The sequence below is a fragment of the Serratia sp. AS12 genome (assembly GCF_000214195.1).
In the GTDB taxonomy this organism is placed as follows: Bacteria; Pseudomonadota; Gammaproteobacteria; order Enterobacterales; family Enterobacteriaceae; genus Serratia; species Serratia plymuthica.
Window position 1 is genome coordinate 3,584,580 of the sequence record NC_015566.1, and the last position, 12,855, is coordinate 3,597,434.

The 12,855-nt window shown below is 58.3% G+C and carries 11 protein-coding genes; 4 read left to right on the forward strand and 7 right to left on the reverse strand.

Going from position 1 to position 12,855, the window contains the following annotated elements; genetic code table 11:
- Positions 1 to 12 precede the first annotated feature (12 nt).
- Together SERAS12_RS16755 and SERAS12_RS16760 are read right to left on the reverse strand one after the other, a co-directional pair.
- Complete coding sequence (locus SERAS12_RS16755; RefSeq protein ID WP_013813767.1) at positions 13 to 801, reverse strand: ABC transporter ATP-binding protein; 789 nt, start codon at positions 799 to 801, stop codon at positions 13 to 15.
- Positions 798 to 1,880, reverse strand: coding sequence for an iron ABC transporter permease (locus SERAS12_RS16760; protein WP_013813768.1), 1,083 nt, complete (start codon positions 1,878 to 1,880; stop codon positions 798 to 800). The genes SERAS12_RS16755 and SERAS12_RS16760 overlap by 4 nt, the downstream gene beginning before the upstream one ends.
- Before the next feature lie 358 nt (positions 1,881 to 2,238).
- On the opposite strand from SERAS12_RS16760, the gene SERAS12_RS16765 reads away from it, so the two are divergent.
- Positions 2,239 to 3,336 carry a diguanylate cyclase domain-containing protein gene (locus tag SERAS12_RS16765; RefSeq protein ID WP_013813769.1) on the forward strand — a complete coding sequence of 366 codons (1,098 nt, stop codon included), beginning with the start codon at positions 2,239 to 2,241 and terminating at the stop codon, positions 3,334 to 3,336.
- A 92-nt stretch (positions 3,337 to 3,428) separates the two neighbouring features.
- On the opposite strand, the gene SERAS12_RS16770 is transcribed toward SERAS12_RS16765, so the two are convergent.
- Positions 3,429 to 4,907, reverse strand: a complete 1,479-nt coding sequence (locus SERAS12_RS16770; RefSeq protein ID WP_013813770.1) for an amino acid permease — start codon at positions 4,905 to 4,907, stop codon at positions 3,429 to 3,431.
- 216 nt (positions 4,908 to 5,123) lie between these two features.
- Positions 5,124 to 5,996, reverse strand: coding sequence for a DNA-binding transcriptional regulator YeiE (yieE, locus tag SERAS12_RS16775; protein ID WP_013813771.1), 873 nt, complete (start codon positions 5,994 to 5,996; stop codon positions 5,124 to 5,126).
- 303 nt (positions 5,997 to 6,299) lie between these two features.
- Here yieE and SERAS12_RS16780 point away from each other — a divergent pair, with 303 nt between their 5' ends.
- Both SERAS12_RS16780 and nfo read left to right on the forward strand, forming a co-directional pair.
- Positions 6,300 to 7,379 carry a YeiH family protein gene (locus SERAS12_RS16780; protein WP_013813772.1) on the forward strand — a complete coding sequence of 360 codons (1,080 nt, stop codon included), beginning with the start codon at positions 6,300 to 6,302 and terminating at the stop codon, positions 7,377 to 7,379.
- 108 nt (positions 7,380 to 7,487) lie between these two features.
- Positions 7,488 to 8,327 carry a deoxyribonuclease IV gene (nfo, locus tag SERAS12_RS16785; protein WP_013813773.1) on the forward strand — a complete coding sequence of 280 codons (840 nt, stop codon included), beginning with the start codon at positions 7,488 to 7,490 and terminating at the stop codon, positions 8,325 to 8,327.
- A gap of 59 nt (positions 8,328 to 8,386) precedes the next feature.
- Here the strand turns inward: nfo and fruA are convergent, their stop codons facing one another.
- Genes fruA through fruB form a run of 3 tightly spaced genes read right to left on the reverse strand, consistent with a single transcriptional unit; the run spans position 8,387 to position 12,158 of the window.
- The gene (gene fruA / locus SERAS12_RS16790; RefSeq protein ID WP_013813774.1) at positions 8,387 to 10,075 is read right to left on the reverse strand and encodes a PTS fructose transporter subunit IIBC; all 1,689 of its coding nucleotides are present in this window, start codon (positions 10,073 to 10,075) and stop codon (positions 8,387 to 8,389) included.
- Between the two features lie 11 nt (positions 10,076 to 10,086).
- The gene (fruK, locus tag SERAS12_RS16795) at positions 10,087 to 11,028 is read right to left on the reverse strand and encodes a 1-phosphofructokinase (RefSeq protein WP_013813775.1); all 942 of its coding nucleotides are present in this window, start codon (positions 11,026 to 11,028) and stop codon (positions 10,087 to 10,089) included.
- A complete protein-coding gene (fruB, locus tag SERAS12_RS16800) occupies positions 11,025 to 12,158 on the reverse strand; it encodes a fused PTS fructose transporter subunit IIA/HPr protein (RefSeq protein ID WP_013813776.1) in 1,134 nt (377 codons plus the stop codon). The genes fruK and fruB overlap by 4 nt, the downstream gene beginning before the upstream one ends.
- 247 nt (positions 12,159 to 12,405) lie before the next feature.
- Between fruB and SERAS12_RS16805 the strand changes: the two genes are divergently transcribed.
- The gene (locus SERAS12_RS16805; protein WP_013813777.1) at positions 12,406 to 12,846 is read left to right on the forward strand and encodes an NUDIX hydrolase; all 441 of its coding nucleotides are present in this window, start codon (positions 12,406 to 12,408) and stop codon (positions 12,844 to 12,846) included.
- Positions 12,847 to 12,855 lie beyond the last annotated feature (9 nt).

Sequence of the window (12,855 nt, forward strand, 5' to 3'; positions counted from 1 at the left end):
CGCAGTAATCTTTCAGATCACCGGCTGGGTAACCAAACCGTCGATCAGCACCTGCGGCGTTCCCTGCGAACAGCGCTCAATGCGCCCGCACACGCCGTAGACTCTCGCCAGGCTCTGCGGCGTGATCACCTCTTCCGGCGTACCGTCGGCAATCAACTCGCCATCCTGCAGCATCAACACGTGGTCGCCATGCCGCAGGGCGATATTGATGTCATGCACCACCACCACAGTGATGATATTGCGTTTACGCGTCTCTTTACGCACCAAATCCATCACGTGGAATTGGTAGTTGAGATCAAGTGCGCTCAGCGGTTCGTCCAGCAGCAGCAGCGAAGGTTGGCGGATCAGCGATTGCGCCAACCCCACCAACTGTTTCTGGCCGCCGGAAAGCTGATCGAGATAGCTCAGCGCCAAATGATCGATACCGAGCTGCGCCAGCAAGGCCATGACCTCCGCCTCACTGCCGGCGTTGCTGCGGCCGCCCGAAGCGCGTTGCGCTACGATGATCGACTCCAGCACGTGCAAATGCACCCCCGCAGGTAGCGACTGTGGCAGATACACCACTTTTTCCGCACGACGGGCAAAGGGCATCTGCATCAAATCGACGTCATCCAGCCACAATTGCCCCTGCGCCGGGTTCAGCCCGGCCAGAGAACGCAGCAACGTCGATTTTCCGCTGCCGTTCGGCCCCAGCAGCACGGTGATTTGCCCGCGCGGCAGCATCGGCACGGCAAGATCGCGGATAACCTGGCGCTTTGGGTAACCGGCGGAAAAATGTTCAATACGCAATCCCTGACTCATACATTCCCCCGATGACGCAGAATAATGCTCAGGAAGAACGGCACGCCCACCAGTGACGTTACTATGCCGACCGGAATGATGATGCCCGGGATCAGGTTTTTCGAGGCGACTGAAGCCATCGACAGCACCAACGCGCCAATCAAGGCGCTGGCCGGCAGATAGAAGCGGTGATCCTCACCGAAAATCATGCGAGCGATGTGCGGTGCCACCAGGCCGATAAAACCGATAGGGCCGACAAACGCCACCGCCAGCGCGGAAAGAATACTGATGCGCAGCAGAGTCGTGAGGCGCAGGCGACGCACGTCGATACCGAAGCTCACCGCCCGATCCTCGCCCAACCGCAGCGCGGTCAACTTCCAGGAGCTCATCATCGACAATGGCAACAGCACGGCGAACACGCCGAGCAGAATACCCAACTTGTCCCATGAAGCGCGCGCCAGGCTGCCCATGGTCCAGAACACCAGCCCCTGCAGCGTGTCTTCGCTGGCGATAAACTGCATCATTGAAACCAGTGCGTTAAAGGTGAACACCAGCGCAATACCGAACAGCACGACGCCGGAGGTGGCAACCCGTGTCCAGCGCGTGATACCGTCCAGCATCAGTGCGGCAAACAGGGCAAAAACAAACGCGTTGGCGGAAATAAACCACTGGTCCGGGATGCCCGGCACGCCAATACCCAGCACGATAGCCAACGCCGCCCCGAAGGCCGCAGCGGAAGAAACGCCGAGGGTGAACGGACTGGCAAGCGGGTTATTCAGGATAGTCTGCATTTCCGCGCCGGCCAAACCCAGCGCAAACCCCACCACCACCGCCATCAACGCGTAAGGCAGGCGGATATCCCACACGATCACTCGCGTTCCGGCATCTGCCGCCGCAGGGTCAATCAGCGTTTGCCACAGGGAGGACAGAGAGAGCCCGGATGGCCCCATGGTAAAATCCAGCAGCAGCGAACCAACAATCGCCAGTGCCAACACCCCCATCATCAATAAACGGTGGCGAAGAATATGTTGATAACGCCCCATGACGTTGACGTCGGGTTTCCCCTTGGCGTCAGACATAGGTTCGGTGGATACGCTCATTATTTCGGATACCTGTTACGACAATGACCATAGCGGCATGCAAACGGCCGCTTTACCCTGACAAGCAGCCGCTAACAATAAAGCAAACGATAATACTTATCAATCATATCAATAGCTATTACCTGCCATGTTGAGATGTAACACTTTATTTTTAAAGAGTATTCGCCAAGCCGCCGTAACAACCTCATCCTGCTGATGCAGGGTTAATAATTCCGAAAGTTTCATCGCTCCACGCAGCACTGTGACAAATTGCGACAAAACCACCTAGAATCCAAATCCTGACCGGTCAACGACGCGCCAACCGCGCCTGGCCGGATATTTAGGACCTACTGCTTAGGCCCTTATTGAAGAGGCAGCCATGAGAAGTCGACCATCCACGTTACCGCCTAAAAGACCCGCCCTGCTGCACTGGCTGGTACAAGGCCCACAACAGGCTGATGACGCCCAGTTCCAACACCAACTGCGGCTTACGCTTGTCCCTTCTCCCCGAACCCCTTGGCTGAACGCCGCCGGTGTAGTCGTGCTGCTGCTGGCCTACGCCTGGCTGAGCAATATGGCGATCGGCGCCGCGCTGCTGGTGCTGGTGCTTGGGTTGACCGGCATACGCTGGTGGCTGGCTCGCGTCACGCCGCCCGTCTGGCCGAATGCCATGCTGGTGACGGTACTGCTGTGGTCTGGACTGGTGGGCGCCATTGCGCTGCTGGCCATGCTGTCTGGCCGCATGGTGCTAGTCCTGTTCGCCGGCCTGCTGATTACCGCGCTGGCCTTCTGGCTGATGCAGCGCCATGCCGCAGCGCCGCGCTTTGCCCTGCTGGAGGTCATGCTGCTGACGCTGCCTTACCTGCTGGCCGCACCGCTGTCACGCATGCAGAATCTGTTTTTGCTGGCGAATATCATCCCGCTGTGGCTACTGCTGGCCCATGGGTTGATCGCGCTCTACCATCGCCAGTTGGTGCAGTACGTCACGCTGACAGGCGAAAAACGAAAAGTGGCTCATCGCGATCATCTGACCGGTTTTCTCAACCGCGCGGGCGGCGAAGCCGTGATGCAAGACATTTGCCGGCCATCGACAACGGCACACCCGCTTTCGCACCTGTTTATTATTGAATTCACTCCGTTGGCGGCGCTGTATCAAAGCCACGGCGTGCTGATCGGCGATGACGTGCTGCGCACTATTGGCGAGCGCCTGAAAATGCTGGTTCGTCCAAGCGATTTTGTCAGCCGTTATACCGGCGGCCAGTTTCTGATCCTGGTGCACGATTTGCCTTACGGCTCCGAAGGAGAGTTTCTGGCACGCATCCTGCCGCCGCTGGAAGCGCCGTATGTCTTTGGTGTTTTCGGTGAGGTGACGTTGCAGTTGAACGCCGGGGCGTTGGCGTTAACTCAGGATTATCAAACGGTGGACAGCCTGATGGCGGCGGCGCAGCAAGCGCTGGCGATGAATACGAAGGAATAACGCGGCGAGATTACACCGCGTTTCATACTCGTTGCCTGCCCGGTTGCAGCGCTGTTGGCTGCAACCGGGCATTCACAAGGTGCAGACAGGCGTTACTTCACGTCCATTTTCGGGAATTCCATCTCGCTGTACTTCACCACACGGGTGCCGCGCGTCAGCTTGTAACCGAACCAGATCACCAGGAACAGCGGCAGGCCGATATAGGTGGCGGTCACGCCGTACCAGTCGATCCGGTCTTGCAGGAACGCCTGGTAGTTCTGCCCCAGCGTAATGATCAGGCACAGGACAAAGGCAAAGATCGGGCCCAGCGGGAAGAAACCGGAACGGTACGGCAGATCGTTCAGGTCACGCCCCTGAATCATATAGCCGCGGCGGAACCGGTAGTGGCTGATGGCTATCCCCAACCAGGCGATAAAGCCGGTCATGCCCGAGGTGTTCAGCAGCCACAGATAAACCGATTGGTTACCGAACATCGAGCTCAGGAAGCACAGGCCCGCCACCACGGTGGTCGCGTACAGCGCATTGCGCGGCACCCCACCCTTCGACAGTTTGGCGAAAATGCGCGGCGCTTTGCCTTCCGATGCCAGAGTAAACAGCATGCGGGTAGAGGCGTACATCCCGGAGTTACCGGCGGACAACACCGCCGTCAGGATCACCGCGTTCATTACCGCCGCCGCCGACAACAGGCCGGCATGCTGGAATACCAGCGTGAACGGGCTGACGCTGATGTCTTTTACGTCGTTACGCAGCAGGCTTGGGTCGGTATAAGGAATGATCAGGCTGATGATCAGGATCGCGAAGATATAGAACAGCAGGATACGCCAGAACACCTGGCGCACCGCGCGCGGGATGTTTTTGCCCGGGTTTTCCGATTCGCCGGCCGCGATACCGATAAGCTCGGTCCCCTGGAACGAGAAGCCGACGATCATCGCCACGCCAATCATCGCCGAGAAACCACCGGCAAACGGTGCATCGCCGATAGTCCAGTTCTGCCAGCCGGCGTGTTCGCCACCCTTGAGGATGCCGAAGATCATCAGCACGCCAATGCCGATAAAGATAATGACGGTGGTGACTTTGATCAGCGAGAACCAGTATTCCGCTTCACCGAAGCCTTTGACCGAAATGTAGTTCAACAGGAACATCAGGCCGAGGAACAGTGCGCTCCAGATCCAGCCCGGCGCATCCGGGAACCAGTAGGTCATCACCAACTGCGAAGCCACCAGGTCAACGGCGATGGTCACCGCCCAGTTGTACCAGTAGTTCCAGCCCAGTGCGAAACCAAAGCCTTCTTCGACGTATTTGGCACCGTAGGTGGAAAACGAACCGGACACCGGCATAAAGGCCGCCAGTTCGCCCAGGCTGGTCATCAGGAAGTAGACCATCAGACCGATCAACGCATAAGACAGCAGAGCCCCGCCCGGGCCGGCCTGAGAGACAGTAGCGCCGGAGGCGACGAACAGGCCGGTGCCGATTGAGCCACCAATAGCGATCATGGTTAAGTGCCGCGCTTTCAGCTCGCGGCGCAATCCGGGTGCTTGCTGCCCCGATGTTTTTATATCCTGCTGAGCCATTCTTACCCTATCTGCTCGTCAAAAAATGAGGGCGGATTGTAACAAATACCCACCGGCGAACTAGTAACATTGCGCTGATATAAGATAGCTTCATAACTCAGCGCTAATTATTAGCGGCAGCCCATTTTTCCTTACTTACTGTCATTAATGTGACAGGGTGCAGGTTTTTATGCTTCATTTCTCCGTATGGGGGCGTTATTGGCGCAGTTCGCCGCCTCAGGCCGGCAACGTGCAGTAACTGAGGAAACGCTGCAGGGCGTTGGAGATGTGTTTTTGCCGATGGTGGATCAGATACAAAGTGCGCATCAGCGGCGGTAGCGGGATTTTCAGTTCCACCAGCACACCGCTCGCCAGTTGTTCTTCAATCACCCGCCGCGACAGGCAACTGATGCCAATCCCGTGGCGCACCGCGTGTTTGATCGCCTCCGAGTTGCCCAACTCCATCACCAGTTGGAAGTGCGGCAGATGCGCCAGCAACAGGTGATCCAGCACCTCTCGCGTGCCCGACCCGCGCTCACGCAGGATCCAGGGCGCATTGGCCAACAGCTCCAGCGTCAGCGGCTGCCGGGCGAGCGGGCTTTCCGGCGCGGCAAACACCACCAGTTCATCCTCCAGCCACGGCTGAGTAACCAGCTCAGGCATATGGCAAGGCCCCTCAATCAACCCCAGATCGACGCGAAAATCCGCTACTGCCCCGATCACGTCCTGGCTGTTGCCGACGTTCAGCTCCAGTGGCGTAGCAGGGAAATCATGGCGGTAACGAGCGATCATTTCCGGCAGCATATAGTTGCCGATGGTGCTGCTGGCGGCGATACGCAAAGCGCCGCCGTCATGGCGGAACAGCTGTTCAATCTCCCCCGCCTGCTCCAGCAGCGCCAGCGCCTTCGGGTACAGCAACCGGCCATGTTCATTGATAACCAAACGCTTGCCGACGCGATCGAACAGTTGCACGCTCAACTGCCCTTCCAGGTCAGCCAGCGCGGCACTGACCGCCGATTGTGATAACGCCAGGACTACCGAGGCCTGCGTGGTCGAACCGCTTTTCAGCACTTCGGTAAAAACTTCCAGTTGACGTAAGGTGATATGCATAACCATCTCGGTATTAAAAAGTGGCCTGATCGTAAAACCACTGAAATTAATGCTAAATCTGCGCCGCTGTCCGGCAACGACGCACAGGGTATCTATTCATTAAGATTACCACGTTTGCAGAAATCGGCATGACGACCGCACCTCGCCCACGATTTTCTCTCCCCAATAACTTGCAGGTTGCAGCCTGAAAGAGGAAGAGAGTTACCACTTATTCAGATAGGTTATAAATATATAATCAATTTCTCTTTTATGCCGCCGAAACGTAGTCTTGTGCTCAAGGAATTCGATTAAAAGGGCTGACTCATGGCGACCGATACCACACCTGCTTTTCCATCACGACACGTTCCCCTGCTCGGTTTACCTCGGCTGGCGCCGGGGTTGTTACTGGCCGGCGCGCTCACCGCGCTGGCCATTTTGGCAGGCGATATCCCGTGGGTCGCCGGTCTGGGGCTGGGTGCGCTGACGCTGGCGATCCTGTTCGGCATTCTGGTGGGCAATACGCTGTATCCCTGGCTGCAACCGAGTTGCCACAGCGGCGTTCAGCTCGCCAAACAGCGCCTGCTGCGGTTGGGCATCATTCTTTACGGTTTCCGCCTGACGTTTCAGCAAATTGCCGACGTCGGCGCTACCGGCATCATCATCGATGCGATGACGCTGAGCACCACCTTCCTGCTGGCCTGCTGGCTGGGTAAAAAAGTGTTCGGCATCGACAGCCAGACGGCGATGTTGATCGGCGCCGGCAGCAGCATCTGCGGCGCAGCGGCGGTGATGGCGACCGAACCGGTGCTGAAGGCCGACTCCAGCAAGGTGGCGGTAGCGGTGAGCACCGTGGTGGTGTTCGGTACGCTGGCGATCTTCGCCTACCCGTGGCTGTTCCAGTTGAATGAACATTATCAGTGGCTGCCGCTGAGCCAGGAAACCTTTGGCATCTATGCCGGTTCAACCATTCATGAAGTGGCGCAGGTCGTAGCCGCCGGGCATGCCGTAGGGCCGGATGCCGAGAACGCCGCAGTGATCGCCAAAATGATCCGCGTGATGATGCTGGCGCCGTTCTTGCTGCTGCTTTCCGGTTATATCAGCCGCAGCCGTGATGCCGAAAGCAAGGCGGACAAATCTGCCATTACCATTCCGTGGTTCGCGGTGCTGTTTATCGCCGTCGCCGGGCTGAATTCGTTCAACCTGATCCCGGCCACCTGGGTGAAACACCTGATTACCGCCGACACCTGGATGCTGGCGATGGCGATGGCGGCGCTGGGGTTGACCACCCACATCAGCGCGGTGCGTGAGGCAGGCGTCAAACCCATTCTGCTGGCTACCCTGCTGTTTGTCTGGCTGATTGTCGGCGGCGGCGCGATGAACCTGTTGGTGCAACATTTCTTCTGATGAGCATTGAGTTTTCCCTGGCCCGCGATTTATCGCGGGCCTTTTTGTCGCCATTCAATCCTGCCGCTATCAATGCCATAATGACGCCGATTACACAGGAGAATGAAAATGAAGTTTGTCGGTGCACATGTCAGCGCGTCAGGCGGCGTGGATCAGGCGGTTATCCGCGCGCACGAATTAGAGGCGACCGCGTTCGCCCTGTTCACCAAAAATCAGCGTCAATGGAAGGCCGCACCGCTGCCGGCAGAGGTGATTGATAAATTCAAAAGCGCCTGCGCACAGTACGGTTACGGCCCAGGGCAAATCCTGCCGCACGACAGCTACCTGATCAATCTCGGCCACCCGGTGACCGAAGCGTTGGAAAAATCTCGCGAGGCGTTTCTGGATGAAATGCAGCGCTGCGAACAACTCGGGCTGACGCTGTTGAACTTCCACCCCGGCAGCCATCTGATGCAGATTGATGAAGACAAATGCCTGGCGCGCATTGCTGAATCCATCAACATCGTGCTGGATAAAACCGTCGGCGTGACGGCAGTGATTGAGAACACCGCCGGCCAGGGCAGCAATCTGGGCTTCAGGTTCGAACATCTGGCGGCGATCATTGACGGCGTGGAAGACAAAAGCCGTGTCGGCGTGTGTATCGATACCTGCCATGCCTTTGCCGCCGGTTACGATCTGCGCACCAAGGAAACCTGCGAGCAGACCTTTAAAGTGCTGGGTGACGTGGTGGGCTTCAACTACCTGCGCGGCATGCACCTGAACGACGCCAAGAGCGCGTTCGGCAGCCGTGTCGATCGCCATCACAGCCTGGGTGAAGGCAATATCGGCAAAACGGTCTTCAGTTACATCATGAGCGACTCGCGTTTCGACAATATCCCGCTGATTCTCGAAACCGTGAACCCGGATATCTGGGCGGAAGAAATCGCCTGGCTGAAAGCGCAACAATAAGCCCCAAAAACGCAAAAACCGGAGCATCATGCTCCGGTTTTTTATTGCCTGCGATAACGTTAAGCTGCGGTAGCCGCAGGAACGTCAGCGCGTTTCAGCAGCGCATAAGACACGCCCGCCAACAGCGTACCGGCGATGATCGCCACCAGATACAGCAACACCGGTGTGATAGCACCTGGGATCAGCAGCACGAACAGACCACCGTGCGGAGCCATCAGCTTGGCGCCGAAGGCCATCGACAGCGCACCGGTCAGCGCGCCGCCGGCGATGCAGCATGGCAGCACACGCATCGGGTCACGGGCAGCGAACGGAATCGCGCCTTCAGAGATAAAGCACAGGCCCAATACCAACGCCGCTTTACCGCCCTCCTGCTCGGATTTCTCGAACTTACGACGCGCCAGCAGCGTCGCCAATCCCATCGCCAACGGTGGCACCATACCGGCGGCCATAATGGCAGCCATCGGGGCGTATACCGAAGAGCTCAGCAGCGCCACGCCGAAGGCGTAAGCCGCTTTGTTAACCGGGCCACCCATATCGGTACACATCATGGCACCGAGGATCGCACCCAACAGCACCGCATTGGCGGTACCCAGCGATTGCAGCCAGTGGGTCAGACCTTCCATGATTTTCGCCACCGGCGTACCGACGATGTAAATCATGATCAGACCGACGACCAGGCTGGCGACCAGCGGAATGATCAGAATCGGCTTCAGCGCTTCCATACTCTGCGGCAAACGCAGCTTGGTGCTGATAAATTTGGCGACGTAGCCCGCCAGGAAACCGGCAATGATACCGCCGAGGAAACCGGCACCGGTGCTCACCGCCAGCATGCCGCCGATCAGACCCGGCGTCAGGCCCGGACGGTCAGCGATGGAGAAAGCGATAAAACCGGCCAACACCGGCACCATCAGCGCGAAGGCTGAACCGCCGCCAATCTGCATCAGTGCCGCAGCCAACGTGCCCTTGACTTCAAACGCCTTGATACCGAACACGAACGACAGCGCGATACACAAACCGCCCGCCACCACCATCGGCAGCATATACGACACGCCGGTCAACAGGTGACGATACGGCCCTGCGCTCTCTTTCTTCTTGCCGGCTGTGGCCGAACCGCCGCTTTTCTGCGGCTGGAAAATCTCGGCTTCGGCCTGCGCCTTGTCCAGTTCCTGCGCGGTTTTCTTCAGCGCCAAACCGGTAGAGGTGCGGTACATCGGCTTGCCGGCGAACTTGTCCAGATCCACTTCAATGTCAGCCGCCACGATCACCAGATCCGCCGCCGCCACTTCTTCAGGCGTAATGGCATTACCGGCACCCACGGAGCCACGGGTTTCCACTTTCACCCACCAGCCGCGTTTTTTAGCTTCGCTTTCAATGGCTTCGGCTGCCATAAAGGTATGCGCCACGCCGGTTGGGCAAGCGGTGATCGCCACAATGCGTTTTTGACCCGCCGCTTTTGCCGGCACGGCAACCGCAGCCGGCGCCTGCCAGGCTTTCGCCTCGGCTTTGGCCAGTGCGAGGAAAGCTTCCGGTTCGCGTACCGCCAACTCCACATCGCCCACATAAACCCGTTTGCCGTTCAGCGCGGCGTCGGCAGGCACTGTCTGCCCCGCAACCACCACCAGTTCGGCCTCGGCAGGCGACTCAACCAGCGTCAGGCCGGTTTTCGCCGCAGCAGCGCCGAGCATGCGTTTCGCCAGGTGGCCACGGGCCTGCCCCAACGAATTGTCTATCATCAGCAGCGTTTTCATTACGCCTCCTGCTATTGGTTAAAAGGTTTCAGATCGACGCGCGCCATCATCGCGGCCAACTGTGGACGATCGGTCACGCCAACGTTGCTCTGGCTTACCGCCAGCGCAGCCACGGCGGTGGCCAAACGCAGAGTGTGTTCGCTGGATTCGCGCATCAGCAGGCCATAAATCAGGCCGCCAACCATCGAATCACCGGCGCCCACGGTGCTGACGACTTCGCAGGCCGGCGGCTTGGCAATCCAGGCGCCGGAAGCGTTAACCCACAACGCGCCTTCGGCGCCGAGAGAAATCACTACGTGGGCAATGCCCTGATCGCGCAGCGCATGCGCGGTCTCAACCACGTCCGCCAACTTCGGCAACGGACGACCGGCCCAGATTTCCAGCTCGCGGCGGTTCGGTTTCACCAGCCATGGCGCCGCTTTCAATCCAGCGACCAGCGCTTCTCGGCTGCTGTCGAAAATGATGCACGGGCACTGTGCTCGCAGGCGGATCATCCAGTCGGTAAAGGCATCGGGATCAACGCCGGCCGGCAGGCTGCCGCTTACCGCAACCATGTCGAACTGACCCAGCCAGCTCAGAGAATCGGTCACGAAACGCTCCCAATCCTGCGATGTCACTTCAAAACCGGAGAAGTTGAAATCCGTCACTTCACCGTCTTTTTCCGTCAACTTGACGTTGATGCGGGTACGGCCCGGTACCACCTGGAAGCGGTTGGCGATGCCCAGATCGCTGAACAGCAACTGGAAGCCGTCCTGGTTATCTTTCCCCAGGAAACCACCCACAGTGACATCAATGCCCAGATCTTTCAGAACCTTGGCAACGTTAATGCCTTTACCGGCGGCATGCAGGCCAGCGGTTTTCACCAGGTTCACTTCCCCGCGCTCGATCTCCGGGCAAAAGCCCACCAAATCGTAAGCCGGATTCAGGGTTATGGTGGCTACTCTTCTGGTCATGCTGCGCCCTCGCCCAGTCCTTCGTTAATGGCTTCACCGATCGCTTTCAGCGCCGCTTCAGCATCTTCACCCTTGGCGGTAAAGCGCAGGTGATGTCCTTTTTTAACGCCCAACGCCACGACCTTCATCAGGCTGCGTCCGTTGGCCGGTTTGCCACTGCCATCCAGGTTAGTGACGGTAATTTCGCTGTTGAACTGCTTGATCACGTTAACCAGCGCGGTGCCGGGACGGGCATGCAGGCCGTGTTCGTTGCGGATCACGTACTCTGCGCTCAGCATGGTGCTTTCTTCTTCCACCTCGCTGGTCAGCAATGCCAACAGGGTAGCGGCATCGGCGTTCAGCAGGCGTTCGGCCTTGTTCGCCAGCAACAGGTCACTCAGGTAATTCAGCACCGCCAGAGGTTGCTGGTCGGCCACGGACAGCGTCAGCAACAGCGCGACTTGCTCACCGTTTTCGTCAAACGCCTGCGCCGGACGGCTCAGGGTCGCCGCGCTGGTCAGATTGCCTTCGGTGCTGTCGCTCAGCCAGATACCCTGCCCGAGATTCAATGGCCGACGGGTAATGACGTCGCTGACGAACTGTGCGTTGACCGCGCCGATTTTCTGCAGACGGCCCGCGTTCAGCGCTTGCAACGTCATTAGGTTATCTGCGGCTACGTCGAGTGCGATCAGCGAAACGTCGAACCGGAATTCAGCCGCCTGTTTTTCGCCCATCAGCAAGCTGCGCAGCTCTTCGGATGAGGTGGTTTTCGCCATCTGTTCGGCCACGCTGTCGTCGCTCAGGACGTGCGTCAGCTGACGCAGCAGCGCCAGGTGTTCATCGGAACGGGCGGCAATGCCGATCACCACATACGCGGTTTGGCCTTCACCCCACTCGATGCCCTGAGGGAACTGGAAGACCTGAACACCGGTATTCAGCACCAGACCTCGGGTATCGGTAGTGCCGTGCGGAATGGCAATGCCGTTGCCCAGGTAGGTTGAGGTTTGCAGCTCACGCTGCAGCATGCCGTCTACATAGGCGGCACTGACGCAGCCGGCCTCGGCTAGCCCGGCGGCCACCTGGCGGATAGCGTCCTGTTTGCTGCCGGCGGCAGCGCCCAGGTGGATGTCTTGCTGTGATAACTGGAACATGATTCTCCTCTCCTGCTGAATTGAATCGTTTCAGCTTTATTGAGAAAAAGGAGCGTTATCGACACGCAGTCATTGCGGCAATAACGCTGAAACGTTTCAATCAGTGTGTAAGTAGCCCAGACTGAAAGCAAGTTTTCTCAATTTTGATGTGATAGATTTTTGACCTTACGCACACTTTGGCCTATGGGTTATCCGCTGTGGCGCAAAAATGACATACTGTGCTGAAACTTTGCTGACGGAGAGAAGCATGACTGTTGTCGCGGGCATAGGCGTCATTATCGTTAATGCGCAGGGAGAGATCTTGCTGGGAAAACGCTGCGGTAAACACGCCCCTTTCTGGTCAATTCCCGGTGGGCATCTGGATGCCGGCGAGACGTTTGAACAGTGCGCGCAGCGTGAGATAGCCGAAGAAACCGGGTTGATCATCGCCCCGCCGAGCGTGATCGGCATCAGTAACAATCTGCAGACCTGGCGTGCCGAAGGAAAGCATACGGTGTCGGTGTGCATGGTGACGCAGCATCCTGGCGGCGAGGCGGAACTGAAAGAGCCGGATAAATGCTCGGAATGGCGCTGGTGTTTACCTGAGGCGCTGCCGGAGCCCCATTTTGAAGCCAGCCGCAACGCCATCCATCTGTGGTTGACCGGCCAATTCTATTTACCGACAGCCCCATTGTTGCCGACAAAGTAACCATTTCCC